The organism is Actinopolymorpha pittospori (genome assembly GCF_014873875.1).
GTDB classification, from domain to species: Bacteria; Actinomycetota; Actinomycetes; order Propionibacteriales; family Actinopolymorphaceae; genus Actinopolymorpha; species Actinopolymorpha pittospori.
The window spans coordinates 1,549,787-1,575,824 of the sequence record NZ_JADBEM010000001.1; the positions used below are offsets into that span (position 1 = coordinate 1,549,787).

The 26,038-nt window shown below is 64.0% G+C and carries 24 protein-coding genes and 2 pseudogenes; 10 read left to right on the forward strand and 16 right to left on the reverse strand.

Annotated elements, in window-relative coordinates:
- Positions 1-212 precede the first annotated feature (212 nt).
- Positions 213-1,163, reverse strand: coding sequence for a trypsin-like serine protease (locus HEB94_RS07315; RefSeq protein ID WP_192749208.1), 951 nt, complete (start codon positions 1,161-1,163; stop codon positions 213-215).
- 132 nt (positions 1,164-1,295) lie between these two features.
- On the opposite strand from HEB94_RS07315, the gene HEB94_RS07320 reads away from it, so the two are divergent.
- Positions 1,296-2,267, forward strand: a complete 972-nt coding sequence (locus HEB94_RS07320; RefSeq protein WP_192749209.1) for a sensor histidine kinase — start codon at positions 1,296-1,298, stop codon at positions 2,265-2,267.
- 71 nt (positions 2,268-2,338) lie between these two features.
- Here HEB94_RS07320 and HEB94_RS07325 read toward each other — a convergent pair whose 3' ends face one another.
- Positions 2,339-2,836: a hypothetical protein gene (locus tag HEB94_RS07325; protein ID WP_192749210.1), complete on the reverse strand. Its 498-nt coding sequence runs from the start codon at positions 2,834-2,836 to the stop codon at positions 2,339-2,341.
- 446 nt (positions 2,837-3,282) lie between these two features.
- On the opposite strand from HEB94_RS07325, the gene HEB94_RS07330 reads away from it, so the two are divergent.
- Together HEB94_RS07330 and HEB94_RS07335 are read left to right on the forward strand one after the other, a co-directional pair.
- Positions 3,283-4,068, forward strand: coding sequence for a mechanosensitive ion channel family protein (locus HEB94_RS07330; RefSeq protein ID WP_192749211.1), 786 nt, complete (start codon positions 3,283-3,285; stop codon positions 4,066-4,068).
- A 41-nt stretch (positions 4,069-4,109) separates the two neighbouring features.
- Entirely contained in the window at positions 4,110-4,718 is a 609-nt protein-coding gene (locus HEB94_RS07335; RefSeq protein WP_192749212.1) for an FMN-binding negative transcriptional regulator, read from the forward strand.
- A gap of 90 nt (positions 4,719-4,808) precedes the next feature.
- Here HEB94_RS07335 and HEB94_RS07340 read toward each other — a convergent pair whose 3' ends face one another.
- The 4 genes and pseudogenes from HEB94_RS07340 to HEB94_RS07355 form a co-directional block, all read right to left on the reverse strand.
- Entirely contained in the window at positions 4,809-5,030 is a 222-nt protein-coding gene (locus HEB94_RS07340; RefSeq protein ID WP_192749213.1) for a hypothetical protein, read from the reverse strand.
- Positions 5,031-5,418: 388 nt separating this feature from the next.
- The gene (locus tag HEB94_RS07345) at positions 5,419-5,769 is read right to left on the reverse strand and encodes a hemerythrin domain-containing protein (protein ID WP_192749214.1); all 351 of its coding nucleotides are present in this window, start codon (positions 5,767-5,769) and stop codon (positions 5,419-5,421) included.
- Between the two features lie 51 nt (positions 5,770-5,820).
- Positions 5,821-6,645, reverse strand: a pseudogene (locus HEB94_RS07350) (manganese catalase family protein); the annotation flags it as partial.
- Positions 6,646-6,695: 50 nt separating this feature from the next.
- Positions 6,696-7,880 (reverse strand): MFS transporter, encoded by a 1,185-nt coding sequence (locus tag HEB94_RS07355; RefSeq protein WP_192749215.1) that lies wholly within the window; start codon positions 7,878-7,880, stop codon positions 6,696-6,698.
- 702 nt (positions 7,881-8,582) lie between these two features.
- Here HEB94_RS07355 and HEB94_RS07360 point away from each other — a divergent pair.
- Together HEB94_RS07360 and HEB94_RS07365 are read left to right on the forward strand one after the other, a co-directional pair.
- Positions 8,583-9,686 (forward strand): IS630 family transposase, encoded by a 1,104-nt coding sequence (locus tag HEB94_RS07360; protein WP_192756249.1) that lies wholly within the window; start codon positions 8,583-8,585, stop codon positions 9,684-9,686.
- A 55-nt stretch (positions 9,687-9,741) separates the two neighbouring features.
- Positions 9,742-10,845 (forward strand): IS630 family transposase, encoded by a 1,104-nt coding sequence (locus tag HEB94_RS07365; RefSeq protein WP_192749216.1) that lies wholly within the window; start codon positions 9,742-9,744, stop codon positions 10,843-10,845.
- Between the two features lie 21 nt (positions 10,846-10,866).
- Here the strand turns inward: HEB94_RS07365 and HEB94_RS07370 are convergent, their stop codons facing one another.
- The 3 genes from HEB94_RS07370 to HEB94_RS07380 form a co-directional block, all read right to left on the reverse strand.
- Positions 10,867-11,760 carry a glucose 1-dehydrogenase gene (locus tag HEB94_RS07370; protein ID WP_202896188.1) on the reverse strand — a complete coding sequence of 298 codons (894 nt, stop codon included), beginning with the start codon at positions 11,758-11,760 and terminating at the stop codon, positions 10,867-10,869.
- Positions 11,761-11,956: 196 nt separating this feature from the next.
- On the reverse strand, positions 11,957-12,286 hold the full coding sequence (locus HEB94_RS07375; protein WP_192749217.1) for a hypothetical protein: 330 nt from the start codon (positions 12,284-12,286) through the stop codon (positions 11,957-11,959).
- Between the two features lie 609 nt (positions 12,287-12,895).
- The gene (locus HEB94_RS07380; protein WP_192749218.1) at positions 12,896-13,249 is read right to left on the reverse strand and encodes an MmcQ/YjbR family DNA-binding protein; all 354 of its coding nucleotides are present in this window, start codon (positions 13,247-13,249) and stop codon (positions 12,896-12,898) included.
- Positions 13,250-13,805: 556 nt separating this feature from the next.
- Between HEB94_RS07380 and HEB94_RS54405 the strand changes: the two are divergent.
- Positions 13,806-14,021 (forward strand): annotated as a pseudogene (locus tag HEB94_RS54405) (DUF4331 family protein); the annotation flags it as partial.
- 50 nt (positions 14,022-14,071) lie between these two features.
- Positions 14,072-14,815: a DUF4331 family protein gene (locus tag HEB94_RS07385; RefSeq protein ID WP_202896189.1), complete on the forward strand. Its 744-nt coding sequence runs from the start codon at positions 14,072-14,074 to the stop codon at positions 14,813-14,815.
- 288 nt (positions 14,816-15,103) lie between these two features.
- On the opposite strand, the gene HEB94_RS07390 is transcribed toward HEB94_RS07385, so the two are convergent.
- Positions 15,104-15,499, reverse strand: a complete 396-nt coding sequence (locus HEB94_RS07390; protein WP_192749219.1) for a Rieske (2Fe-2S) protein — start codon at positions 15,497-15,499, stop codon at positions 15,104-15,106.
- Between the two features lie 9 nt (positions 15,500-15,508).
- Positions 15,509-16,600 (reverse strand): amidohydrolase family protein, encoded by a 1,092-nt coding sequence (locus tag HEB94_RS07395; protein ID WP_202896190.1) that lies wholly within the window; start codon positions 16,598-16,600, stop codon positions 15,509-15,511.
- A 626-nt stretch (positions 16,601-17,226) separates the two neighbouring features.
- Between HEB94_RS07395 and HEB94_RS07400 the strand changes: the two genes are divergently transcribed.
- The 3 genes from HEB94_RS07400 (at position 17,227) to HEB94_RS07410 (ending at position 18,867) form a co-directional block, all read left to right on the forward strand.
- Positions 17,227-17,514, forward strand: coding sequence for a type II toxin-antitoxin system prevent-host-death family antitoxin (locus HEB94_RS07400; RefSeq protein WP_192749220.1), 288 nt, complete (start codon positions 17,227-17,229; stop codon positions 17,512-17,514).
- The gene (locus tag HEB94_RS07405; protein ID WP_192749221.1) at positions 17,511-17,756 is read left to right on the forward strand and encodes a type II toxin-antitoxin system RelE/ParE family toxin; all 246 of its coding nucleotides are present in this window, start codon (positions 17,511-17,513) and stop codon (positions 17,754-17,756) included. Before HEB94_RS07400 ends, HEB94_RS07405 begins: the two co-directional genes overlap by 4 nt.
- A 724-nt stretch (positions 17,757-18,480) precedes the next feature.
- Positions 18,481-18,867 (forward strand): VOC family protein, encoded by a 387-nt coding sequence (locus HEB94_RS07410; protein WP_192749222.1) that lies wholly within the window; start codon positions 18,481-18,483, stop codon positions 18,865-18,867.
- Positions 18,868-19,944: 1,077 nt separating this feature from the next.
- On the opposite strand, the gene dgoD is transcribed toward HEB94_RS07410, so the two are convergent.
- The 5 genes from dgoD to HEB94_RS07430 all read right to left on the reverse strand — a co-directional run bounded on the left by dgoD (position 19,945) and on the right by HEB94_RS07430 (position 25,922).
- The gene (dgoD, locus tag HEB94_RS07415; protein ID WP_192749223.1) at positions 19,945-21,099 is read right to left on the reverse strand and encodes a galactonate dehydratase; all 1,155 of its coding nucleotides are present in this window, start codon (positions 21,097-21,099) and stop codon (positions 19,945-19,947) included.
- 67 nt (positions 21,100-21,166) lie between these two features.
- Positions 21,167-22,855 carry an ABC transporter substrate-binding protein gene (locus tag HEB94_RS07420; protein ID WP_192749224.1) on the reverse strand — a complete coding sequence of 563 codons (1,689 nt, stop codon included), beginning with the start codon at positions 22,853-22,855 and terminating at the stop codon, positions 21,167-21,169.
- Between the two features lie 927 nt (positions 22,856-23,782).
- Positions 23,783-24,070: a hypothetical protein gene (locus HEB94_RS07425; RefSeq protein ID WP_192749225.1), complete on the reverse strand. Its 288-nt coding sequence runs from the start codon at positions 24,068-24,070 to the stop codon at positions 23,783-23,785.
- Between the two features lie 1,320 nt (positions 24,071-25,390).
- Complete coding sequence (locus HEB94_RS52315; RefSeq protein WP_273375048.1) at positions 25,391-25,516, reverse strand: hypothetical protein; 126 nt, start codon at positions 25,514-25,516, stop codon at positions 25,391-25,393.
- A gap of 163 nt (positions 25,517-25,679) precedes the next feature.
- On the reverse strand, positions 25,680-25,922 hold the full coding sequence (locus HEB94_RS07430) for a phage antirepressor KilAC domain-containing protein (protein ID WP_192749226.1): 243 nt from the start codon (positions 25,920-25,922) through the stop codon (positions 25,680-25,682).
- Positions 25,923-26,038 lie beyond the last annotated feature (116 nt).

Below are 26,038 nucleotides of genomic sequence, written 5' to 3' on the forward strand. Positions count from 1 at the left end.
CACCGCTGGACCACCGGCGCGCCCTCGATGCCCGCATCGAGCATCTGGAGCGGTTGGGGTCCGGCGGCGTCCCCTGACCGAGCGCCGGCTCCGTTCCTAGTTCATCCCCCGCAGGGAGCGAGCGTGTGCGCGTCGCCGATGCCCAGGAGGACCTCAGCAGGTCGTGGAGCGCGCTCTCGTACACGGCGAGGAACCCCCTACCGAAGGAGCCGTCACGGGCTGACGCTCACCGGGTCAGATGTGGCCATGCTGGTCCCACCTGCGTTTGCGGCGGTGATCTGGCAGGCGACCTGCTGGTCGGCGAGGTCCGCGCCCACGCGCAGATCGGCGGTGTCGGCGCCCTCGACCGGTGCCGGGAAGGCGAACGGACCCAGGTAGGTGACGGTCACCCACTGATAGGCCGCTGTCTGCGGGAGCCCGCCGCGCGACCGGCTCCACCGAGGCGGGACACAGTGCAAGGTGGCGCCCACGACCGGGGTCCCGCTCACGCGCGCGGCTCTGGCTGGATAAGGCTGCAGCACCGGGTGGCGGGCGAACGCCCAACGCCGGAGGTTCGTGACGTCTGCCGAGTACGCGGGCGAGAGCTCACCGCACGCCTTGCCGGCCGTCTCACCTCCGAAGCTGAACAGACCCACGAGTGCGGGCCGTCCGCCGGAGTAGGACACTACGGGACTTCCACTGTCCTGGTAGCACCCGGTGACGACGCCGGCGGGGTCCTGTGCACAGGTCACCGAGCGGCGGTCGACAGTCGCAGGCGTTTGCCGTTCGCAGGCTTCCGCACCGAGCGGGGTCAGGTCTCCGCGGTGCAGGACGTCGTTGCGGAACTCGCCCTGCCCAGCCTGGCCGGTGGATCCGTGCGCGAACATCGAGACGGCCGAACCCGGCGACGGGCGGTACCCCGCGATCCGAAGGGGAGCGATGTCGTGGATCGGCCGGTCCAACAGGATGACTGCGAGGTCGTTCCTCGCACTTGAAAGGTTCACGTCCGTCGGGTCGACTGGCGACGGGAGAATCTCGTACCCGGGCAGCACCGAGATGCCACGCACGGGGCGAACCTCGCCGGCCTCCTCCGACAGAACCCGCGCGTTGATGTGCACGTCGAGTTGGCTCGGGTCCACATGGTCGACGCAGTGCACCGCTGTGAGCACCCGTTCGGGCGCCACGGGTCTGCATCGGGGGACTTCGGAGTGCCCGCGGTGCACTGGAAGCGCCCGACCGCCTGGTAGGTAGGCGTCGGGCAGTAAGCGAGGCATGCTTGGTGGGGACGGGACGTCGCTATCGCTCTGGTGTAACCGATGAGTTCAGTCCGTGGTCAGCGCACACCAGCCGATTCGTCGTTGCATGAGGCGTGCCTCTACACGGGCATGTCTGACCTCGCTGACTTGATCGTGCGACTTGGTGGAAGGCCGGGGCTGGACCCGCCGATGCTGGCGGTCGTTTCTTCAGCAGTGATCGCCACACTGCGGGAGGAGTTGGGCGACGAGGACTCTCCCAGGCTGCGCCTTGTTGACATCCGGTTGGCTGGACGGAACCCGACTCGGATGATCCCTGAGCTGCTTCGGTTCATTGACGACCACCCAGACCAGCCAGTTCTAGTCGTGACCGAGCCGATGTGGCCGGGCAGATCTCCTGCCGAATACGCCACCCTGGTGCAGACGGAGGCACTGTGCAACGTCGCGTTGCGGAAGCACGCCGCCACCGTGATCTGCGCCTACCACGTCCCAATTGTCGATGGTGTCGCCGTTCACCACGAGATCGTCCATGACGCTGCGCGGACACATCCGGTCATCATCGAGACCGACGGTGAACGATGGGAGAGTCTCCGGTACGCCGATCCAATGGCCCTGGCAGGTTCCTGCCTACACCCGCTGCCTGATCCTCCACCGGCGGCGTACACGCTGGCCTTTGACGCGACCGACTTGTACGGGCTCGGCCAGTCCGTCATCAGCAGAGACCCCCATACGCGCCTTCTCGCAGAACGCCTCCCGGACCTGGAGCTCGCTGTGACCGAGGCCGCCGCCGAGCTCATCGCCCACACCGGCGCCTCAGGCCGTCTGCGCATCTGGGCAGAACAGAACGTATTGATCTGCGAGCTTCAAACCCGACATCAGCTCACAGACGCTCTCGCGGGCCGCCGGCCCAGCAGCAACACCCCGCATGGCCTCCTGGTCGCGAACGAGCTGTGCGACCTCGTCCAAATCGATGCACACCCAACCGGGACAACCGTCCGACTTCACATCACCATCCCAAGGCAAGGACTAAGTTAAGGGCACGCCTCGGCACTGGCCCCATCCGGGATGGACGCGTGGTCGGCCCCTACTTGCCAGTTGTCCGAGGATCACCTGGCGACCATGTCGGCGGCCGCGGAGGTCCGGAGCTTTTCCAAAATCTCGGCTTGCTGGGCGGCGCGGCTCATCAGCTCGTTCAGGCGGTTGGCGTCGAGTTTCCCGTCAGCGAGTACCCGCAGCGTGCGCCAGCACGACGCCTTGCCCTCGACACCCAGCCGCATCAGCTCGAGTTCCAGGACGTCACTGACCGGTGATCGCGAGATCAGGCGGCCGTTGGGCTTGAGTCGGCCGACCTTCTCGCCGAGCCAGCCCAGTACGGCCTTGTGACGTCGGACCGGGACGCCCAAGTCTTTCATCACCTGTATCAGGGGGGCCCGGTCCTCCGACACCTCCTTGGCCAGCCTGGAAAGCTCAGATCCCAAGGCGTCACCCTGGTGGACCCGGGCGGCTCGGCGTAGCAACTCCACCCCACCGGTCGCGCCGGCGAGATGGTCGTTGAGATAGACGTGCAGGGGTGGAGACGAGGTCTGAGCCGTGGGACGGGCCATGGAGGTCCTCCTCGAGTCGGAGACCGATGAGCGCTCAGTTTGCTCCGGTTCTCCGCACCCTACGGCGAAGTCGGCCCCGAGTCGCGGAGACGGTGCGGTGAGGGATTCAGTACAGAGTCCAATCTCCTGTCATGCTCGCCGCACCGTAGGCAGGCCGCCTTCGTGCGGCCGCGGCGGGCCAACCAGCCTGACCACACCGGGACCTACGACTTGGGCCTGCAGAGTTGTAGGCCTTGCACTGCCAGAGGCTGCAAAGGGGAACCGCACGCTCGACGCATGGGACGTCCGTCACTTGCGTCGTCGGCGGTATCAGCGCAAGCGTTGAGATCGGTGGTTCGACCCAATTGGGAATCTCCGGGTAGCCGCTGATCAGCATGGCGCGAGCCGGGGGGTTGTGCGTTGGTGTTCGCACCTTCGGGACTGTGCCGTGACCTGAAGGAGTCTCCATGAATATTGTTGACAGCTTCTGGGATGCGATAGGTCGGATTATCGGGTTTCTCCCGAACCTGATCAGCTTTCTCGTCCTACTCATCGTCGGCTACATCGTGGCCCGAGTGGTGGCGGCTTTGGTCCGCAAGCTCCTTGAGAAGGTTGGTGTCGACCGGCGCCTCCAGGAGTCTCACGCGCGCAGGTACATGCAGCGAGTGTTTGGTGGCGCGAGCGCCTCGCGCGGCATCGCCCGGGTGGTGTTCTGGCTGATCTTTGCCTTTTTCCTCTTCTCCGCGATCGGCGCCTTGAAGATTCCGGCCCTTACGATGTTCATGAACCGGGTTGTCGACTACCTGCCGAACGTCATCGCAGCGATCGTGATCTTCGTGCTTGCCGCTCTCCTCGCCGGCGGGGTTGCCGCCGGAATCGCGAGGGTGATGGGTGACACGCCGACCGGCAGGGTCGCTGGCACGGTGTTTCCCACTTTGGTCATGGTCGTGGCTGTGTTCATGATCCTGCAGCAGTTGAGAATTGCTGAGCAGATCGTGCAGATCGCATTTGCGGCCACCATGGGGGCACTCGGGCTAGGGCTCGCGTTGGCGTTTGGTCTGGGCGGTCGGAGCGTCGCGCAGCGGATGCTGGAAGACGCCTACAACAAAAGCCAGGAACCGCGAGGTGAAGCGAGCGGAGTGGAGCCCGGTCGGCGCGGTGCAGGGGAGGTCACCGATGAAGGCGCGACCGGCGAGGGAAGGACACCTCCACCCGGTGCCGGTCCGGGCGGCGGGCCTGGGACGAGGCCGTAAAGCCCATCAACCTCCAGACGACTCCTGATGGAGTGCCGGCCATGCACATCAAGCAGGCGTTCCGGCTGGAGTCGGTGGAAGCTGCGCGCCGGCTTGTCGAGGAGTATCCATTCGCGACGATCGTCACTCCCGACCTCGCCGCCACGCACATGCCGTGCCTGCTCGACGAGGACGCAGCAGGACTGACGATCCTTTCCCACGTCGCTCGAGCCGATCCCGTCGCCCAGTCGCTGGACGGCCCGCTGCTGCTGATCTTCCAGGGACCCCATGGATACGTATCCGCGAGTTGGTACGCCGCGGACACGATCCCGACCTGGAATCATGTCACCCTGCACGTCCGTGGAACAGCAGAGTTGCTCAAGGATGCCATGCCCGTGCTACGACGTACCGTCGACCACTTCGAGTCCGCCACCGAACACCCCTGGTCGCTCGGCCGGTTGGGACAGCAAGGGCGGGAGATGGCCGATCAGGTCGTCGCCTTCCGGTTACGCGCGGACAGCTGGTATGCCGAAGCGAAGCTGTCGCAGGACAAGCCGGACAAGGAGCGGGCGCGAGTCGTCGCCGGCCTGGAAAGCCCAGGTCCCTACGCCAACCCGCCGTTGGCGGTGGCCATGCGCCACGTCCCTGGGACCGCGACGCAAGTGTTCTGATACGTGCTCTTGAGACACGTGAGCAGAGAGGTCGGATTGTCCGCAGTCCCGCGTCTTCCCCGGCGGCCCTCTGGCGTACCGCGTCTACCCCTAGAGTCGACTACGCAGCAACTCCTTTCCCTGTTCCGCACCTTTACGGCTCTCGCCCTGAGCTCGACGGAAGAATTCCGCCAACTCGGTATCGCCAGCACGCTCCGCGTCCTGAGCATAGCTCTCCATTCGCAGCGCATTGGCGAGGCACTGCTCGACGAACCAAATGATGTTGTAGTCCTTGTCCTTCGTGCCGGTGACTTGGCCGGTTTCCTGTGACATCGAGCCTCCCTGGTTGCGGTTCGTCGTTTTGCCTACCCCAATCCGCCATGATCCAACTGCCGAAGGCGGAGATCCGAGCGCGCTCGATGCAATTCTGAGCATTGCACACACCTGCGTGTCAGACGGCCTTCCCGGGGTAGTGGGTGACAGACCAGGTCCTCCGGGCCAAGGAGGTGCGATGGATACCTGTACGACCTGTGGCAACAGCTACGACAAGGCCTTCACTGTGGTGACCCACGATGGCCGTGAGCACATCTTTGACAGCATCGAATGCGCAGCTGAGCGCATCGCTCCACGATGTGCCCATTGCAATTGCCGCATCCTAGGACACGGCGTAGAGGCGGACTCGAGCAACTACTGCTGTGCATCATGTGCACGGGCGGGCGGCCTAACCGAGATACGCGATCGCGCCTAGTCTCATGGTGCGGGCCCTCCTACGCCGAGACCGACCACAGGCACCGTTGGTCGGATCAAACCGGCCACACCGTGGCTCGGCCTGGGACTCCTCGTTCAGCCGAGCCTCTACCACACGCTCACCATTGGCGATCTCGCGACGAGCCCTGGGGTGGACTACCTCTTCCTCGGCGGTCTCGAGCACCGCGAGCAGACGCACCAAGTCTTCGAAGCGTTCTCGCCTGAGGTCACCCGTCTCACTCCTCACTTGGGCGATCAGCGTCCTGATCTGCTCATGCTGCTCAACGAGCAACTCGACGACCCCCTGATCCTTCGAGGCGGCCATGTTCGATCCCTTCTCCCCGGGTGTTACGAACGAACTGGCGGGCTGCACGCGCTATCTCTTCTTGACGGCCTTCTTGACAGCTTTTTTCGCCATCTTCGCGGGCGTCTTCTTTGCCGGAGCCTTCTTCGTCGTCTTCTTGGTGACCTTCTTGGCGTCCTTCTTCACCCCGGCTGCGCGCCTCGTCGCGGGCGGCTCCGGTGTCGTGCCGTGGAAACGTTCGTCCGGAACGGTCGGCGGTGGCATCGGCACGCCGGCCTCGGGCTCGTCGAGGTAGGTGAACTCGCCCTTACCGTCGGGAGTGGGCCCGCTGGCCCACAGTCCGTCGGCCGCCGCGGGGCCGTCAGAGAAGTTGATGTACTGGTAGGACACGCGCAGGTCTTCCAGGTCCAGCGGGAAGGTGTTTGGCACGGGGAGGTCCTCGACCCCGTTCTCCTTGAGATCCTCGATGGCGGCGAGCCACTGGTTCTGGTGCATCGTGTCCCGGGCCAGAAGGAACGACAACAGATCTCTGACGCCGTGGTCGTCGGTCATGTGGTACAGCCGCGCCACTTGGAGCCTTCCCTGCATCTCGGCGTTGGCGTTGGCAGTGAAGTCGGCGAGCAGGTTGCCACTGGCCGTGATGTACGAACCCATCCACGGGTTGCCCATACTGTCAACTGGCCGCACCCCGGCTCCGGCGACGATAGCGTGTTGCACGTCGGTGCCCCCGATGATCGCCGCGACGGTCGGGTCGTTCTGGATGGCACCCTCGGTCACTCCGACCGGGGCGTCCTCCAGAAGCTGCGCGATCATGGTGGCCAGCATCTCCACATGACCGAACTCCTCGGCTCCGATCCCATAGAGCAGGTCGCGATACTTCCCAGGAATGTGGGTGTTCCATGCTTGGAAGCCGTCGTCAGTTTCGCCAGCGAGGAACGAGTCGGGTGTTAGTCGACGCTTCCAGCGCGGTCAGTGCCGCGACGCTGCCCTCGGCGCTTGTCCAGCGCCGCAGAGACGAGCGCCAGGAAGAGGGCGGAGATGGTGAGTATGGCGCCGACCCCGTTGGCTGAGGTGTAGCCCAGGCCGGCGGCGATGACGAGGCCGCCGAGCCAGGCAGCGAGTGCGTTGCCGAGGTTGAAGGCGCCAATGTTGACGGCGGACGCGAGCGTGGGTGCGCCGGACGCCTGGTCCAGGACGCGCTTCTGTAGCGGTGGAACGGTAGCGAAGCCGAGGGCGCCGATGAGGAAGATCGTGACCGCGGCGGCGACTTTGTTCTGAGCGGTCAGGGTGAACAGCGCTAGGACGACGGCCAGGGAACCCAGAGTCGCGAACAGCATCGGCATGAGGGCCCGGTCGGCGTACCTTCCGCCGATCAGATTACCTAAGACCATGCCCAGGCCGAAGATGACCAGCAGGTAGGAAACAGCGGCGTCGGTGTAGCCGGTGACATGGGTCATCATGGGTGCGAGGTAGGTGATGGCCGCGAACACGCCGCCGAAGCCGAGGACGGTCATGGCCATGGCCAGCAGGACCTGGGCGTCGCCGAAGACGGCAAGTTCGTTGCGTAGGTGTACTCCTTCGCGCTTGGGGATGTTGGGAACCAGCAGCACAACACCTGCCAGGCCGACGACGCCGAGGGCGGCGACGATGAGGAAGGTCACGCGCCAGCCGGCGCTCTGCCCGACGAAGGTCCCGAGCGGCACTCCAATGAGATTTGCCACGGTGAGGCCTGTGAACATCATCGAGATGGCAGCAGCCTTCTTTTGGGGTGCGACCAGTTCGGCGGCGACGACCGCTCCGATGCCGAAGAATGCGCCGTGGGCGAAGGCGGCGACGACGCGACCTATCAGCATGAGGCCGAAGAACGGCGCGGTCGCGGAGACAATGTTGCCGATGACGAAGAGCCCCATGAGCAACATGAGCATGTGCTTTCGGGACACCTTGGTACCAAGGACTGTCATGATCGGGGCACCGATCAGGACGCCGAGAGCGTACCCGGTCACGAGGAGGCCGGCGGTGGGAACGGACACCGCGAAGTCAGCGGCGACCTCGGGCAGCAGCCCGACGATTACGAATTCGGTGGTGCCGATCCCGAAGGCGCCAATGGCTAATGCCAGTAGCGCGAGAGGCATACGATCAGCCAGCCGATCGTGTCTGTGCATTCAGGAAGCGCCCCGTGTGCAGCCTCGAGTGGTGCCTCGGTGGCGTCCCCGTGCACCATTGTCTTCCGCACGTCGGCAAGCTCGCACTCACCCAGTGCTTCACTGACACAACCGGAATGGGACTTGTCTACCCAAGCGGCGAAGTGGGGAATGCTGACAGGTGCGTTGTATCCCAATGTGGACGGTTATACCAAACGGTCAGTGCCCCACATTCGCGTAGTAAGCCGAGCCTGTCCCGCCGCCCAGCGCAGCACTGCCCGGGACCCTTGCGAGCCGTCAACTCCTGCGACGATTCGTCGCTCATGCGCTACGGGCATCGCTAAATTCTACCGGCACCAGCAGGGCCCGACATCGATTCAGCCCACGGAGCGCAGGACGCACGATGCGCACAACGCACCCCTGCGCTGACTGCTTGTGGGGCCGCAGCGCGAGGGCGAGCATCGCTGATAGCGGCCGGCCGACTGTCCTTTCCCAGCAGTGCGAGGCTACACCGGCCGCCGCATGCCCGCACGGCACCTTGGCCGCGAAAGCGGGCTATCCGCGAGGCGGGAAGGGATCGTCTCGGCAGGCTGACTCGCCCTCGATCTTGCCGCGTGGTCGTGAATGATGAGGTAGACCGTCTCGCTGGAGGCTAGTGTTCCCCGCCGGAAATTCGTATGTTAAATCGGTATGATGGTGTCCGTGGCTCGTACTGGGCGGCCGAAGGCCGAGTTGGTGTTGTCTGCTGGTGAGCGGGAGCAGTTGGTTCGTTGGTCGCGTCGGGCGAAGTCGTCGCAGGCGTTGGCGTTGCGGTCGCGGATCGTGTTGGCGTGTGCGGTGCCGGGGGCGGTGAACAAGCAGGTGGCGGCCGACTTGGGGGTGTCGCCGAACACGGTGAACAAGTGGCGTCGGCGGTTTGTGGCCAAGCGGTTGGACGGTTTGGTCGATGAGCCGCGGCCGGGTCGTCCACCGTCGATCTTGTTGGACAAGGTGGAGGAGGTGGTGGTTGCGACGCTGGAGGAGACGCCGGTGAGTGCGACGCACTGGTCGCGGAGGTCGATGGCGGCGCGTTCGGGTTTGTCTGAGTCGACGATTGGGCGGATCTGGGCGAAGTTCGAGTTGAAACCGCATCGCAGTGATGGGTTCAAGCTCTCCACGGATCCGTTGTTCGTGGAGAAGGTGGTCGATGTGGTCGGGCTGTACCACAACCCGCCGGAGCGGGCGGTGGTGTTGTGTGTGGATGAGAAGTCGGGCATGCAGGCGTTGGACCGCTCCCAGCCGGTGCTGCCGGCCATGCCCGGGATGCCGGAGCGGCGCAGCCACGATTACGTCCGCCACGGTGTGACCAGCCTGTTCGCCGCGTTCAACATTGCCGATGGCACGGTGATCTCCCAGACCCACCGACGACGCCGCGCCCTGGAGTTCAAGAAGTTCCTGATCGCGATCGACAAAGCGGTCCCTGCCCAACTCGACGTCTACCTCGTCTGCGACAACCTTTCCACTCACAAGACCCCCGCCATCAACGACTGGCTCGCCCGCCATCCGCGCTTCCACATGCACTTCACCCCGACCGGGGCCTCCTGGCTCAACCAGGTGGAACGCTGGTTCGCCTTCCTCACCGACCAACTCCTACGCCGCGGCGTCCACAAAAGCGTCCAGGCGTTGGAGAAAGACGTCCGCGAATGGATCAAGAACTGGAACACCGACCCGAAACCGTTCGTCTGGAAGAAGACAGCCGAAGAAATCCTCGACTCCCTCGCCCGATATATCGCACGAATTTCCGGCGGGGAACACTAGTGTCATGTAATTGAATTCACTTTACTTTCAATGGTGCTTGTGAAACAATTTTGGTATGCAGCAGCTTACGGAGGAGCGGCGTAGCGAGTTGGAGTCGGTTGTGTCTGTCGGGTACGACGGCTCGGAGTCGATGCGGGCACAGATGGTGCTGGCGTGGTTCGATGGTGAGAGTGCCGCGGATATTGCGAGGCGCTTCGGAGCGTCGAAGCCGACGGTGTATAAGTGGGTGGACCGGTTCGAAGAGGCCGGCGTAGCGGGGTTAGAGGACCGTACGTCGACTGGCAGGCCTCGTTCTGTGTCTGATTCGGTGCGGTCGCGGATTGTGGCGTTAACGAAGCTCGGCCCGCCGAAAGAAACGGGGCTGACGCACTGGTCGAGCTATGAGATGGCCAAGTATCTGAGACGCCGTGAAGGTATCAGCGTCTCGCACAACTTCGTCGCCGAATTGTGGCGTGAGCACGGCTTGAAGCCACATCGGCAGGGCACGTTCAAGACCTCCACCGACCCGGAGTTCGCGACCAAAGTGGTCGACGTCGTAGGCCTTTACCTCGATCCGCCCGAGGGTGCGGTGGTGCTCAGCTTCGACGAGAAGACGCAGGTCCAGGCTCTGGACCGGACCCAGCCGCTACTGCCGATCAGCTTCGACAAGACCGAGAAGCGCACCCACGACTACGTCCGCCACGGCACCACGAACCTGTTCGCCGCCCTTGAGGTGCTCACCGGAAAAATCACCGGACAAACCTTCCACCGAAAGCGGACCAAAGAGTTCCTACGCTTCATGGAACGACTGGTCAAACGGTACCCGGCAGAGCAAGAAATCCACGTAGTCCTCGACAACCTCAAAACTCACAACAACGGCGACGTCAACGAATGGCTGGCCAAACACCCCAACGTGAAGTTCCACTTCACGCCGAAAGGTAGCTCCTGGATCAGCCAGATCGAAACATGGTTCGGCATCATCACCCGGCAATCCATCCGCCGCGGCTCCTTCAAATCCCTCGCCGAGCTGATCCGCCATATCGAGAACTACATCGACCACTGGAACGAAGACGCCGAGCCGTTCGAGTGGACAGCGACAGCCGATCAGATCCTTGAGAAAGTAGCCATGCTCGACCGCGACTACGTGAAGCTGGTCGCCAACAACTACAACCCCAAGTAAAGCACTTTTAATTACGACACACTAGGTGAGCGGTTTGCCGCCGGTGACGCCAAGGATCTCCCCGTTGACGAAGCTCGACTCACCTGATGCCAGGAACACGAACGCCGGCGCGAGCTCAGCTGGCTGGCCGGGACGCCCGGTGGGAGAGCTGCCACCGAACTTCGCGGCCTTCTCCCCCTCCATCGACGCCGGAATGATCGGCGTCCACACCGGGCCGGGTGCCACAGCGTTGACCCGGATGCCACGTTCGATGAGTTCCTGCGCCAGCCCCTTGGTGAAAGTGACGATGGCACCCTTCGTGGTGGCATACGGCAGCAGCGGCGGCGAGGGCTGGTAGGCCTGGATGGAGGCAACGTTGATGATCGCCGAGCCCGCCTTCATATGGGCAACCGCCTCCTGACACAACCAGAACATCGCGACGATGTTGGTCCTGAACGTGTGCAGGAGAAGATCCTCCGGGATCGACTCCACCCCATCGAAGGTCATCTGATAGGCCGCGTTGTTGACGAGAATGTCGACCCGGCCGAACTCCTCCACAGCCGTGCGGACGATCCGCTCGCACTGCGCCTTCTCACTGATGTCGCCCGGCACCCGCACCGCCCGCCGGCCCGCCTCCTCCACGACCCGTGCCGTCACCGCCGCGTCGGACTCCTCCGCCTCCAGATAGGACAACACCACGTCGGCGCCCTCGCGTGCGAACGCCAAGGCAACCGCGCGACCAATACCGGAGTCGCCCCCGGTGATGACCGCGACGCGATCCTTCAGCCGCCCCAAGCCGCGATAGGTGTCATACCCATAGTCAGGCTCGGGCTCCATCTGCTCATGCAGACCAGGATGCTCTTGTTCCTGCTCGGGAAAATCCGGCCGCGGATAACGCGTGCGGGGATCCTCAGGCGTCATCTGGTCACCAGCCATCAGCCCACTCCTTCAACCTCGCGACTACTCCGGCTTGAGCGCCTGCGTCAACTCCTCCTTCGACATCGACGACGCACCCTCGACGGTGACAGGGCGGGCTCACCACACTGCCCTTCAGCAACGGCCCGGATGGTAGAGGCCAACCCGGGCCGCGGCTGAAATTCGGCAGGATCAGTGAACGCCACACAGAAAGACGTCAGGTGTTGTCTCTGGTCCAGTCCCTGATCCGGTCTCGCGCGCGGTCGAAAAGAGCCAACGGAGGTCCCGCCAGCGTGTTGACGGTCCCGGACTCGCCTGTTGCGGGGTGAGGTCGGGTAGGTGCCGTCGCCTCCGCCGTCTCCAAGACCCCAGCCAGCTTCATCAAGTCCTCTGGAGACATCGTCTCACGCAGACCGGGGAACTCTAGATTTTCCTCGGCTGATAAGTGTTTCTCGACCGCGTTGGCCAGGGCTTCCAGTTTGGTGTCGAACTGAGGATGATCACCGCCGAGGTCGTACAGCTCCTCCGAACCACTTCCCGCTCCCATCCACTTGTCTATCAGACGCAGCGCGCGTGTTACGGGCCGGGGCGCGCGGCTTTCTGAGCAGTGAGGTCGTACCCGAATCAAGGCAAGGCAAGCCGCAAGGGCCATTAGGGCGTGTCCCGTAGATCATGGGGTGGGGTCGCGTAGCCAGATTTTGATAAACTGATCCCGGCGCACGCTAGCCGACGCCGTCCACTCGCCCGGTAGCAAGGCACCACCCGGGAAGAGATCGGCCAGTCCCTAGGAGTCAGCCGCCAGTCCGCCTGGGAATGGTTCGCGACTGACTGAGACCAGCGCCAGCCTTGACGGCGGCCGTCGAGCACAACCGCCGCGGAAGAAGGATCCAATCTGGCCCGCGTCTGGCCCGCAAACGCCGAGATTTGGCCGGACGAAGCCAGCCACATCGATCTCCGCTGAGCACCGCTCCCGCATACGGATCGGCCGTTAGCGCATCGTGTACGAGGTCGAAGGTCACACCGTAACCGTGTTCGTAATCGACGTCGGCCGCACCAGCTGACCGAGCAGGTGTTGCCGACGGCCGGGCGGCGGGGCGGCGCATTGGACCGGTCCGGTCCATCGCCGGGCTGTCAACAGCGGTCGACGCGATGACCCTTACCCGGCGTCGTGGGTGGCGACCAGTCGCTTGGGCGCCTTGTTCCGCCAAGCGCCCTCGATGAGTTCCCGGATGTGTTTGGTGGAAACCTTCGCGAGATCGACACGCAGCCCGACGAAGCTTCGCGTCGCTGCGTTGCGCCAGACCTCCTCGTAGACGGCCGGTTCCGCGGCGACCACCGCCGCCGCGTCCTCCTGGCTGATGGAGAACACCGCGGTCCGCCCGCCCCTGTCCATCCCGGCGAAGACCTTGCCCCTGACCTTGAATACCGGCAGTTTCCACACGTGGTGGACGTCTTCCTCGACCTCGGGGAACGCGGTCGCGTAACGGCGAATCTCTTCAGAGGTGATCACATGACTCCTTCGAACTCGGCAGACCGCCGGGGCGCGGGATAACCGCACCGCGCCAGTATCTCCACCTCCTGGAGACAACACCTGCTGCCACTCGTGGTTCTACTCATCGTCTTGGATGGACGACGCTTTGCGCCCACGGGCCAGTTTGCGGGGGGAATACCTCGAGTGTTGCTCAGCCGTCTGTGGAGATGATGTCGAGTTCGCGCACGCTTCCGGCTAGACCTAGACGTGTCCGCCGACCGTTTCCTCGCGAGCCTGGCCTTTATGTTCGCCCGTCAACGTTACGGCTGTGCCGACTCCTTGATCGGCGCTGGCTTCGGCGGCACCGCAATGGGCTCAATCGCTCGCAGTCTGCCTATTGACGCATTGCGCTGGTTGTGGATCGCAGATCAACCCGAGCGTCGCCGATCCCTTCTGGGCGATCTACTTGTGGAACGCAACCGAATCTGCGTCGTACTGCTCGACGCCTCGTCCCGTCGATGCAGCACGCACAGACACGCAGACGGGACAGCCTTTAGCAGCGTTCCAGCGAGCGAGCGATGGGTAAGGGCCTATCATGTCCAACCACTTCACCGGCCTCAGCCTTGGGCCACCGCTCGGCGACCAGCGCCTCGATCTGTGCGACCTATACGCCTTCGCAGCGCCGGGCGATCCGAGCAGGACCGTGCTCATCCTCAACGCCAATCCCAACGCAGATGCCCTGCACCCCGAAGCCGTATACCGCATGAACATTGACAACGACGGTGATCTCCTGACCGACATCGCCTTCAGCTGGTCTTCAGCCCGCCGGCATCCGGCGGCTCCCAGACCTACACCGTCTTCATGGCCACCGGTGAGGAATCTCGCAGGCCTGAGGCCGCCGGCGTCGAGATCGTGTCGGGCGTTGACGTCTCCTTCGGCCCCCAGGCCAACGTGGTCAGCAGCGGCGACTACCAGGTGGCCGCCGGCAGCCGCAGTGACGCCTTCTACTTCGACTTCGACGGAATCAAGAATCTGTTCGATACCAGCGGTAAACGGAACTTTACCGCACCGCATCTGGGCGGGAAGTCCCCATGGACCGGCGTCGACTCCAACAGCACGGCCAACGTCTTCTCCATGGCCATCGAACTGCCGACAGCGGAACTGGCGCCCAAGCCTGAGCTCCGCATCTGGGGCCGATGCAGCGTCCTACGCGACGGCGAACTCATCCACGCGGACCGGGCGGGGCACCCGTCGATGAGCAGCTTCTTCAACACCGACGACACGAAGGAGGAGTACAACGCCAGCGAGCCGGTCAACGACCGGGCCAGGTGGACGGACCAGTTCGTTCACCTGTTGGGCCACACTGGTGGCTACTCGCGTGACGAAGCGATCGCCGCACTCGACGAGCACGGCCTTCTACCGGACGTGCTGCACTTCGACCCTTCCAAGCCAGCCGCATATCCGAACGGCCGAACGTTCACAGAAGACGTCATCGACATCCGCGTGGCGTTTCTCACCAAGAACGAGGCGCCGCCGACCGGTCTAACACCCCACACCGACACCCTGGACCGATTCCCGTACCTCGGAGACCCGCACCCGGGGTAGGACAGGCGCCAGACCGTCCAGTCCGGACGGGCCAAAATCTACGGAGCATTGCAATCTCCGGCCCTCGCAACTCTGTGGGCTGCGGTCTAGTGTCGTGTAATGAAATCTGCTTGCCACCAGGAGCAGCTTCGGACCGCCCTGACCTGCGGCGATGCTGTCTGCGGGAGTAAATGCTCAACCATTACGCGACACTAGTCGCCACGGAACCGTGCGTCGCTTGACCGTCTCGATCAGACGGCACGCTGATCTGCTTCCCTGCCTCCGGCGCAAACGCGGTCGTCGGCCTGTCTATAAATGCAGGACGACCACATTGTTGTCAATTGATACCGGGAAGGTCTCCACCTTGGGCTCCTCGCGTTCGATACTCACCTCGTAGGCGCGAACAAGAGTTCTATGAGGGTTGTGAATGCTCCGCCCGTTCTTGACGTCGAACTCCCAACCATGCCAGGGGCAACGAAGGATTTCACCCTCCCTGGACCATATGTATTCGCCGGGCTTCGAGGGCGAGGTGGTGCCTTTTAGCGAGCCGAGGCATAGGGGTGCGCCCTGGTGCGGGCATGTGTTCCGGAGGGCGTAGAATTTCCCGCCTACGTTGAATACTCCTATCGAACGCCCGTTCACTTTCACAATTTTACGCTGTCCCGGCGGCAACTCGCTTACGGCACAGATTATGTGGCGGTCCATTTTTAGTGCCTACCCTATTCCATAGAATTCGAAAGCGTTGCGGGAGAAGATCCGCTCGCGTTGCTCTCTCGGGAGCCTGGGGAAGGCGTGCGTTGGCGAGTCGAAGTCCCAATGAGGGTAGTCGCTCGAGAACATGAGAATATGCTCGGCGTCCATGGCCTCAAGGAGATTTATCAGGTGGGTGTTGCGTTCGGGACGCTCCAAGGGTTGCGAGGTGAGTCGCACATGGTCGATAAGGTATTCACTCGGCGATTTTTTGACCCACGGCACTTCGGAACGCAGAGCCTTCCACTCGGCGTCCAGCCTCCACATGAGAGGGGCAAGCCATGACACGCCGCCCTCAACCAGCACAACCTTGAATCCTGGGAACCGCTCAAAGACTCCTTCTGTGATCAAGCTGACCAGGTGGGCTTGAAAGCTCAGACTCAGGCAGGTATGCCACTCGATGTAGTGGGTGGGGTAGCCAGGGCTTGGCTGAATATTGATTCCCATCCCGTCGGTGCCGGGATGGATCGCGAGAGGTAGCCCATTTCGTTCGCACGCCTCGTAAATCGGATAGTACATCCGCTGTCCGAATGGCGCTCGAGCACCAGAATCCGTCATTACTTGCACAAAGTGTGGGTGGCCGGCCCATCGATCTATCTCGCGCGCGGCCGCCTGTGGATCCTGATGGTTGACAGTAATTGATCCTTTGAACACACCGTCATGGTTGTATTCGCCGAGCCATGTGTCTGCGAGCCACGAGTTGAACGCGCCAGCGATCGCTGACCCGAAATCGGGGTCGGGGTGTAGGTTGCAAAAAGCCCTGGGGAGTAGCACGGCGTGCGCAACCCCATACTCATCGATCAGTTGTTTCCGCATAAACGAGGGGTCGGACCCGGGCGGGCCACCGTTAGGTGGGGTGCTGTCGAGGCGTGAGCCGTGTACCGGGTTACCGAAGAAACCGCGACCACCGCCCCGGTAGCGATCGCGCCACGGCTGGGCGAGGTGCTGACGAATCTCATCGAGACTGCGCGGATACGGATGAACATCACAGTCGACAATCGCCAGAGCGCTGCGTTTCGAAGCATGGATTTCGGATTGTTCATGAGTTAGGGTCACATCGTCTCCTACTCAGTGTCTGATACCGCGCCTGCCTGGTCTCGCTCTCGCACACTCTGTCCTATTTAATCATGAGTCGCATGTCTCGGCGACGAACCTGTGAGGACTTTCTCTAGGTCTTCAAGGGCGGCCTCGAACGGGCCGCCGCCGCGCCCGCCCGATGGCGCCGGCCCTCCCTCCGCGCCTTCGGTGCCCGGTCGGCCGTCGCGGCTGGGCGCTACAAGAAGGGCCGCCAGAAACTGGCGACCCTCATCACGTCCCGCTCCCCGCAGGACCAGGTGCGTGGGTGGCCGGTGCCGGGCCGGAGGCTTTAACCACCGAACCACTACCACCGCGGCCAGGTGGCTAGCGAAGATGCCGAGTTCGGGTCACCGGATGGGCCTGGAGGGACTCATCGTGGTGAGGGCGGCTCGAAGGACGTGGCCTTCGTCCGGGGCCGCCACGCTGGCGATAGGGACATGCGCTGATCCGCATCGGCGCCGGTGTCGACGCCCCGATGCGATGGCGTACGTCTGTCGGCACGTGCTCCGAAGGCTCGGACGTCGGCATGAACACCGCCACCGCCACCGCCGACACGGCCGCCACCGGCATCCTCATCTAAGTGTCAAATAGTGCACACTTGTGTCATGAGCCAAGGTCTTCCCGAGCCGACACCAGCCGCCCCCGCAGAGATCGTCACCATCACCGATGCGAGAAGTCGTTTCGGCAGCCTCGTGCGACGCGCCGCGCACACCCGGCAACGGGTCATCATCACCGACCATGGCCAGGCCGCAGCCGCGATCATCAGCGCCGCCGAACTGGAGGACCTCGAGGACAGGCTCGCGATCGCCCAGTACGAGATCGAGAAGGCCAACGGCACGCTCCGGACCGTTCCGCACGAGGAGGCCAAGCGCCGGCTCGGGCTCGCCGAGTGACCTACGCGCTGGACTGGCGCGAGAACGCGCTGAACAGTCTCGCCGGATACCTCGACGACGACCCAACCGGAGTAGGAGCAGTCTTCAACGCGCTCGACCAGCTCACCGCCAACCCCTACCCGCCCTACGCCAGCAAGATCGGACCCGCCTTTCGCATGCGGATCGGCCGCTACCGCATCGTGTACGAGGTCGACGGTCACGCCGTGACCGTGTTCGTGATCCACGTCGGCCGCACCATCTGACCGAGCAGGTGCCGCGACGGCCCGGCGGCGGGCCAACAGCGGGCGGAGTGCGGCGCACTGGACCGGTCCGCCGCCGGGCCTCACCACAGGCCCGTAGCGGGCGGGTTCACCCACTCCGACAATCCGCGGCCGAGCTCGTCGACGGCTAGGCCGCGAATACGGGTTAGTCGCCCCGCATGGGTTCGGCCCGCTGAGGAGGCGGCCCGAGCCGGTCGTCCCACGGGTGATACAGCCGATAGAGGCGACGCAGGTCAGGGCCACCCGCGCGAGCACGCGGCTTCGGGGCGCCCGCAGCACCATCCACTCTCACACGGGCCTTCTCCACGACCTCCAAACTCCGCACGAACCTGGCCCTCGACGCCGCCCACTCCTCAGGGCCACCCGTCCGGGCGTGAATCGGGAGATCACACGCCGCGGCCGCCACCAAGTCCAGAGATTCGGACTCCAGCCGCGGTGCGGTTCCTCAGCTGCGAGCCGCTGCTCGGGTCAGGCGCCCGGGCGGCCTGTTCGGCGGTGAAAGTAGCGAGGGTCCTGCCGCTCATGACTGGCACGATCCGCCACAGTTCTTCTCCTTGCGAACCGATGCGGAGATCCACGAGTTCGAGGGACCGCTCCTTGGAGGTGGAGGACTTCCATGTCGTGACAGCGGACGCGTGCCGCGTCTAGTCGCTACCACTGCGCCGACCCACGTCCTGATGCGTCCTGCCTGGGGCAGGATGTCGAGATGGAGGTACTCACCAGCCGGCTGATACTGCGACCGACCGACCTGATGCGCAGCCAGCGGTTCTACCGGGACGTGCTCGGCCTGGCGATCTACCGGGAGTTCGGACCGCCGGACAGCCCAGGAATCGTGTTCTTTCTCGGCACAGCGCTACTGGAGGTGTCAGGCACATCGACGGCTCCTCCGCCGGCGAACCTCACGATCTGGCTGCAAGTTCGCGACGCGGCCGCCGAACACGCCCGCCTGGCCAAGGCCGGGGTCGACGTCGTGGCGCCTCCACGGCGTGAGCCCTGGGGCCTGATCGAGATGACGATCCAGGACCCAGACGGCACGCGGCTCATCCTCGTCCAGGTCCCCGACGACCATCCACTGCGCCGCGACCAGCGCTGACTCACCGCCACCCCAAGCTGCCCGGCGTGACACGGGAGCAATGTGTTCAGTTGACTGCACCAACTCATATTGGGACTTTGGTCCTGCTCAGAGATGGGCTTAGCCCGGCTCCATCTCCAGCGGCATGGGCCTGGCCTTATGGACGTCGACTGCACGCACTTGTGCGGGGCTGGTAGGCACATCCCTCGGGCTGGTAGAAACACGAGCACAGTGCTCGGGGTCACCCATCGCATCACTTCGAGCGCGCTGAACCGCGCCTCGGCGGCCTAGTCCCCCGGTCTTCGCTTCCTTCCTTCTCCCCCCTTTGCGATCAAGCTTGGTTCGGGCACAGGACCTGGGCAGGAACACTGGCTATAGCTCGGCGCCGCCCGGTCATACAAGCTCGCATCCCCGTCCAGTGGTGGCAACCACATCATGACGATTCCCTTCACGGCATGGGCTTGCGTAGAAGTCGGCCTCCAGCCTGCGTAGCTGCGGCAGCAGCTCGGCGGCTGCTTCGTCGCCGAGTTGGCTGGCGAGGCGGGCGCGGGACAGCACCTCGCGGGCTGCCGCCACACGGAGAGGCTCTCGCTCGCCCGCGCCACCGTCAGAGCTGACCCTGAGCACGGCGACACCTGAGCACGCCGACACGCCTCCACCTGGTACGGACCGGGCACGTTGTCCAGGCCGGTACGAACGAACTCGGCGGCGTCGGCGGCGGGCAGGTCACGGGGCTGAAACTCAAGTAATTCCCCACCCTCACACCGCATAGAGCCCGCAAGACAGCTCGGAACTCGCACTCCCCATGTCCACGACCTAGGCCGCAATCACCAACGCCTCAGCTCCAGCGACCCGAAGTCCGCCGCACCCGGACCTGCGGCACAAATCCCAGCAGTAGCCAAGATCTCTTTCCACTCCCGGTAATCCATGTTCGGGCCGAGCGCCTCTCCGGTTCGCTTGGCGAAGACCCACCCCTCGTCCTTCCAGAGCTGCCGGGCACGTGTCCTTTCGGCTGCCTGCTCTTTCCAGTGCTCCTGCAGAACCTTCGTCAGCTCCTTCGGTAGGCCGATCGTCCGGCGTCGGGATTGGCGACCGCGCCTACCAATCCGCTACCGAGCCGTCGTTCTCGTGATACGTCTCTCCGCCTAGCTCGGCGTGGTACCCGTACGACTCGCCCGTGAACTCCTTCGTGGCCTCCGCCTCGTCCACCTCCACCCCAAGGCCGGGCGTCTCCCACAAGGGGATATGCCCGTCGATCACCTCCCAGTCCTTCTTCAGCAGGCCGTTGCCGAGCCCGGCGTCGACCTGCTCCTGGATCAGGAAGTTCGGGACGACGGCATCGACGAGCATGCACGCGCCCAGCGCAAGCGGGCCGATCGCGCAGTGCGGCATGATGTGCTGGTAGTACACCTCCGCGTAGTTGGCGATTTTCTTCAATTCGCTCGGTCCGCCGCAGTGCGCCACATCCGGTTGCAGCAGCGCCACGCACTGCTTCTCGATCACCTCGCGGAACTCCCACCGGGTCAGGAGCCTCTCGCCCGTGGCGATCGGGAACGGGACGTGATCCGAGACCAGCTTCAACGCGTCGGTGTTTTCCTGCGGCACAGGCTCCTCGACGAACATCGGCCGCATGCCCTTGATCTCGTTGCACACTTCGATCGCCAGCGCCGGCGTCATCTTGGCGTGGAAGTCGAAGCACAGCTCCACGTCCGGGCCGACCCACTCACGCATCTTGTAGGCCGCCTCGACAAACTGGTCGATCCTCGACGGCGGCTCGTGGGCGCGCCAGGGGCCGGCTGGACCGGCCTTGTACGCCGTGTAGCCCTTCTTCTGAAGCATGTCGAGCCGCTTGCGAGAGGCCTCAAGTCCCTCGTCGGACAGGTCGCGGATGCCCCAGTGCGCATACACCCTGATCCTGTCCCGCACGGCGCCGCCCATCAGCTTGTAGCTGGGCACCCCGTAGTGCTTGCCGGCGATGTCCCACAACGCTGCATCGACTGCTGCCAAAGCGCTCATGTTGTGTGCGCCGCCCCTGAAGAAGGCCGATCTGTAGATCTGCTGCCAATGATGCTCGATACGAAGAGGGTCCTTGCCGATCAGGTACTGCGCATATTCGTCGATGACCGCCGGGACCGACTTCGGCTTGCCCTCCAGCGTGCTCTCCGCCCATCCGTCGATTCCCGCGTCGGTGCCGATGCGGATCAGCCGGGTGCGGTTTTTCGGAGCGAACTGTTCGACGTGCGTGATCTTCATGCTGCGGCCTTCTTCTCTTGTGAAAAATGGGGCCTAGCGTCCGGTTGACCCACTAGGTGATTTATGCCTAGCCATCTCCTTCGGACCAGTAGTACTGTTCCGGTTGCGTGAAGCCCGGCGTTGGCACTTGCCCACCGCTTCCTTGCATCTCGTCCGGTATGTTGCGCAGCTCGTTCTGCACGATGCTGTATCCCATTCCGGGGAGTGCGATGCCAATGACAAGGAACTCGTCCTTGGCGATCTGAATTATTTCCTTGAATAGCTCGCTCTGACGTGACGGTTCGATGGAGGCCTTCAACTGGTCGTAGAGCTCCATTTGTCTTTTTATCGACGCGGGCGGTTCGGAACCTTCTTTTCCACCGGTTTCGTACCAGGTTCCCCACGGCACGGCGTACTGACATCCGGAGTTGGAAGGGAAGTACCAGATCGGGTCCAGCAAAGCGTCGTCCGAGCCGGGATAGCCGTCATCGATCGTGGCGTCGTGGTCATTGAGCTCGACCTTGTCAAATACCCGTGTTCCGGGTTCGGCTTGGACTCGCATATCGATTCCGACCTTCTTCCAGTCGGTCCGGACTAGCTCAGCCATGTCGGGCCAAGTTGCAATGCTGTCTACCCGCACGGAGAGGTTGAAGGTTATACGGCGACCGTCTGATCGAAGGCGGAATCCTTCCGCGTCGCGGCTGCTGTAGCCCGCACGGTCGAGGTACTCGTCTGCGGCAACCGGGTCGAACTTCGTATATTGCTTCGCGAGCTCCTTGTCCAGAAAACTCGATTCCCGCAGCGGCGAGGTCTGCCAAGGTTCGCCTTGCCGTTGAAACACCGTCTTGATGATTGCTTCTCGATTGATGGCATAAGACATCGCTATACGGAAGTCCTTATTTTGGAAGACCTCACGCAGAGCAGGGTCCTTGTGCGTCAAGTTGAAGCACAGAAGGGCGTTGTTCATATTCGACAGCAGGACATCGATGAGATGGTAGCCACCGGTCTCACGGGACCGAGCGACAACGGGTTTGTCGCGCAGAGTCATGAACTCGTCCTGAAGGAGGCTGTATTGCCCCTCGGTTGCACGCAGGACGGCCACCTCCGGTTGGGTGATGATGTCAACGACTAAGTCATCCAGATAGGGAAGCTGCCGCCCATCGGGGTCCGTCTTCCAGTAGTATGGGTTACGCTCGGCGACCATCCGGGCCCCTCCGGTGATCGGCTTAGTTACCCGCCATGGGAATAGCGTGGGTATGTCGACGTTTTGCCACCAGGAGGTAGCGGTTGCCGCACCTAAGCCGCCCTTCCCCGTGAACAGCGTCGGCCAGTCCGCGTAGCCTTCATCCTCAGCGAGGCGCTGGACATCGGGGTTGTACTTCTGGTGAAACTGTTTGAAGTAGTTGAACGGTATCGTGGTGAAGATGTTCGCCTCAGGTGTGGCGAGACGCTGCAGGAAGAGACCGAACGGCTCGGCAAAGACGAAACGCACCGTGTAGTCGTCAACCTTCTCCACCTCGACGGGCTTACCCCCGGCCATAAGCCAGTCCGGAATGATGGGGAACAGCTCGGGCACACGGACCACGTCGTCGTACACGAACAGGATGTCGTCAGTTGAGTACAGCTCCCCGTCCGATCGCTTCATGCCACGCCGCAAGTGGAACGTGTACTCGCGTCCATCGCCGCCGATCTCCCAGGACTCCGCGACGTTCGGGACAACCCCGGTCCAGTCGCGGTTCCAGCGTGTGAGGCCGGCGTCACCGATGAACTGGTACATCCAGGCGCCGTCAGTATTCGAGCTAGCCGTCCTCCATGTTCCACCGTAGACCCCGACACCATCAAGAGGCTTAACAACGAGTGGCTCATCCGGCAGGCGCTGGCCCAGAGGAGGGAGATCGCCGCTCTTGACCTTCGCAGCCAGTTCTGGCGCCTCCCTTTGAGACTCGCCGGGACGACCCTCCCCAGGACGACCCTCCCCAGTCGCGCCGCTATCCGGGCTCATCGAGAGGGCATCACAGCCGGCCAGCGATGACCCAGCCAGCGCGACGGCGCTCCATCCGAGGAGTTGTCGCCGAGTTGCTCCCGTTGGTTCACCTGTCATTGGCGCTCCTATGCATAATCGGACCGCTAGGGTCGTGTGATGGGGAGCATCAACTTCTACAGACGGCATCGCTGCAAGGTCACGCGGATGCAAGAGCGGTTCCGGAATCAAGACATTTTCATTAGGCGACGCTAGTGCACATGCGGGCGCAGAACGCTCCACGTATATGTCACCGCGAGCTGTAGGGACAAGGATCTCGTCACCATCTGGCCAGCGGCATGACCTGACCGAACTTCTGGCCGGACGGGGCACCAGGGTGGCCTGAACGCAGCTACGAGGCTCAGGAATAGCGGTAGCCGCGTACCTGCAGGCCCTCGAGCAACGCGTGCTAAAAGCACCCCATGAACGACACAAATTGCTGACCTGCGAAAACGCAAGGCTCGCTGACACCCCGCCCGGCGGGTTGTTTCCACGCTCGAAGCCCGCCCATCCGCCCCCTGCCGCGGCGGCCGCGGACACCTTCGCCGATCGCCTGGCGACGGCCACGTTGGAACTATCGGACGTGATTTGCGACCCCTCGTCGTCGTTCAACCTGGCCGCGGCCGCCGCGGCGTACGCCGGTCTGGCAATCGCCAGCGTGGAGCTCCGCACGCCGGTAAAGGTCTATCGGACCCGACCGGCCGATCCGTAGGCAGGCGGGCTGCTCGTTGGTGCCGGGCTGGAGATTGCGACCGCGAACACCTCGATCCGCTGATTTGGGCTCGCACGGCGCTTGGAGCGTCCGGCGCTCAGCTCAGTCTGGCTTGCCACGAAGATCGTCAGCCCGTGCACCTCACCGATCCAGGCGCTGTCACTGCTGGTGGGCCACCACACCGGTACACCGGAGACCTCCATCCGGTCAGTGTGCGCCCGGAGGTCGTCGACCGTGATCTGTGCCAGCTGCGCCTCCACGTCATGCGACGGCCTCCGTCTGGACTTGTGGTCAGGACGTCTGCACGCCACCCGTCTCCAGCCAGCTCGAGCTCTGCGAACCGACCGGCGTCACGAATCGCGGAGGCGAGGCTGCAGGTTGAGAAGTCTATGAGCGATCGTCTTACCTGCGAGTGAGCAGTCGAGGGCGACGGCACCGTGCGCGAGGAATCGCAAGCCCTTCGGCGAGAGCTTCGCGTGGAGGCCGTGCCCGCACTCTTGGCAGGTGAGAGGCGCACGAGGCCGCGCTCAGAGAATCGAGGCCAGGCCAGGCCAGGCCAGGTCAGCGCCGAGCGGGGTTGCGTCGAGGCCGCCGGCCCCGGCCTGCTGGGCGCTATGGGCACGGCCGCACTTTGCCGGACGGCTCCGACTCACGTCCTTTGGTTCTGGCAACGGCTTCATCCCTCACAGCAGGGGGAACCAGTCGAAGACACCGGTCGATCAGGGCGCCGGACTTCACCGCGTATTCGCTGCGAACAGCCGACGGCCGTTCACAGCCAGACCTAGCCGGACCGGCCGCCGACCCGGCGATCACGCATTGTCGCAGGTCGGAGGCCGGTTTCCGGCTTGAGCGGAGGGCATGGGATTCGAACCCATGACCGAGAGGGGTCCCTCGGTAGCGGTTTTCAAGAACGATGCACACCCTCATACCACCTGCACGTTCGCCGATCCGAGCCAAACTTCGCCGCGTATACGCCGTGTGCTTCGGGCGCGTCATCGCCTACCGGACACAACCGAATTGTTGCCGCCCCACTCAGCTGTGCATCGAGTAGGCGTTACCGGCCGGCGTAGGCGGTCTGGGGTTGACCAGAGCAGATCCCCTCTTGCAAATTTGTCCGCTGTGCTGTCGCGCCAACCACTGTCGTGTGGATGAGGGATGGCCTGCGCCAGGGTGATAGGCCCTGGCGCAGGCCCTCTCGTGGATGAGGTTCCCACCTCTCAACCAGCCAGCGTGCGGGCGGAGGGACGGAGACACCCGACACCGGTGGTGGGTCCGCCCGCAGAAGATGATCGAAAACCCGGGGCGGACCCGCCCCCACGCTTCCACCGCGACCAGGGGCTGTCACCCAAAAGTCGATGAGGATCTGCTCATGGTTGGGCGGCCCGGCACTGCCAGCAACGCTCGCGGCCGCCACACTGTGGATGGACGGGCCGGGGAGGACTGTTGAGGCGTTCATCGGTGTAGTCGCGGGACACAACGCCGACGCGGCCACCATGACGGCCTCCTGAACTGCGGGGTGGCGGCGGCCAGCACCTGGGGGTCGCGCTGTCCGCGCAACGTCGGCACGATCGCGTCCGGGGTCATCGGCGCGGACGCTGAAGGTGCCGCGCCGCCGACCGGCCTTTCAGCATCGCAGCGTGGGCGGACAGCATGCCGGCGACCACCTCGGCGTGCAGCTCCGGGGCGTCGAACCGGAGCCGTCGCATGGCATACGCCATCGACGTGCCCCGCAGCTAGACGCACACAGACTGCCGACCTTCACCACCTCAAGCCGGCGGCGCAGTTCGTGTAGCCCTTGACCCTGACACCGACCTCCGGCGCGTCCAGCACCAGCTCACCGGTACGCGGCCGGTAGTGAGACTGCGGGGATCATCGACAACCGACCGTCCTCGACCTGCGCCTGGTAATGCCTCCCCGCCCGTCCAGGCCCGCCCGGTAGATCCACCCGTCGTCGCCCAGCAGGGCGAAGAGGCGGTCCCGACCGACCCTGATGCCGAGGTCACGGGACAGGTCCTTCGCGGTCTCGGCCCCGCCCACGCCACCCTCGGCCCAGGCAAGGACGTCCCAGGACTTGCACCTCGGGCTCGGCAACCTCGACTTCGACGCGTACACGATCACGCTCCTCGACGGTGCAGGCCCCGCCCGCACAGCGGCGGACCGCCTACACAGCGGCCAACCTCGCCCATCCCCATCACCGGCGAAGCCGACCGTAGCCGCTCAGCCACAGC

Bases quoted from the DNA above. Each gene is read 5' to 3' on its own strand.
- HEB94_RS07320 (WP_192749209.1), top strand. From the start codon at position 1,296: ATGAGTTCAGTCCGTGGTCAGCGCACACCAGCCGATTCGTCGTTGCAT.
- HEB94_RS07325 (WP_192749210.1), bottom strand. From the start codon at position 2,836: ATGGCCCGTCCCACGGCTCAGACCTCGTCTCCACCCCTGCACGTCTAT.
- HEB94_RS07330 (WP_192749211.1), top strand. From the start codon at position 3,283: ATGAATATTGTTGACAGCTTCTGGGATGCGATAGGTCGGATTATCGGG.
- HEB94_RS07335 (WP_192749212.1), top strand. From the start codon at position 4,110: ATGCACATCAAGCAGGCGTTCCGGCTGGAGTCGGTGGAAGCTGCGCGC.
- HEB94_RS07340 (WP_192749213.1), bottom strand. From the start codon at position 5,030: ATGTCACAGGAAACCGGCCAAGTCACCGGCACGAAGGACAAGGACTAC.
- HEB94_RS07345 (WP_192749214.1), bottom strand. From the start codon at position 5,769: ATGGCCGCCTCGAAGGATCAGGGGGTCGTCGAGTTGCTCGTTGAGCAG.
- HEB94_RS07355 (WP_192749215.1), bottom strand. From the start codon at position 7,880: ATGCCTCTCGCGCTACTGGCATTAGCCATTGGCGCCTTCGGGATCGGC.
- HEB94_RS07360 (WP_192756249.1), top strand. From the start codon at position 8,583: ATGGTGTCCGTGGCTCGTACTGGGCGGCCGAAGGCCGAGTTGGTGTTG.
- HEB94_RS07365 (WP_192749216.1), top strand. From the start codon at position 9,742: ATGCAGCAGCTTACGGAGGAGCGGCGTAGCGAGTTGGAGTCGGTTGTG.
- HEB94_RS07370 (WP_202896188.1), bottom strand. From the start codon at position 11,760: ATGGCTGGTGACCAGATGACGCCTGAGGATCCCCGCACGCGTTATCCG.
- HEB94_RS07375 (WP_192749217.1), bottom strand. From the start codon at position 12,286: ATGGGAGCGGGAAGTGGTTCGGAGGAGCTGTACGACCTCGGCGGTGAT.
- HEB94_RS07385 (WP_202896189.1), top strand. From the start codon at position 14,072: ATGGCCACCGGTGAGGAATCTCGCAGGCCTGAGGCCGCCGGCGTCGAG.
- HEB94_RS07390 (WP_192749219.1), bottom strand. From the start codon at position 15,499: ATGGACCGCCACATAATCTGTGCCGTAAGCGAGTTGCCGCCGGGACAG.
- HEB94_RS07400 (WP_192749220.1), top strand. From the start codon at position 17,227: ATGAGCCAAGGTCTTCCCGAGCCGACACCAGCCGCCCCCGCAGAGATC.
- HEB94_RS07410 (WP_192749222.1), top strand. From the start codon at position 18,481: ATGGAGGTACTCACCAGCCGGCTGATACTGCGACCGACCGACCTGATG.
- dgoD (WP_192749223.1), bottom strand. From the start codon at position 21,099: ATGAAGATCACGCACGTCGAACAGTTCGCTCCGAAAAACCGCACCCGG.
- HEB94_RS07420 (WP_192749224.1), bottom strand. From the start codon at position 22,855: ATGTACCAGTTCATCGGTGACGCCGGCCTCACACGCTGGAACCGCGAC.
- HEB94_RS52315 (WP_273375048.1), bottom strand. From the start codon at position 25,516: ATGCGACGGCTCCGGTTCGACGCCCCGGAGCTGCACGCCGAGGTGGTC.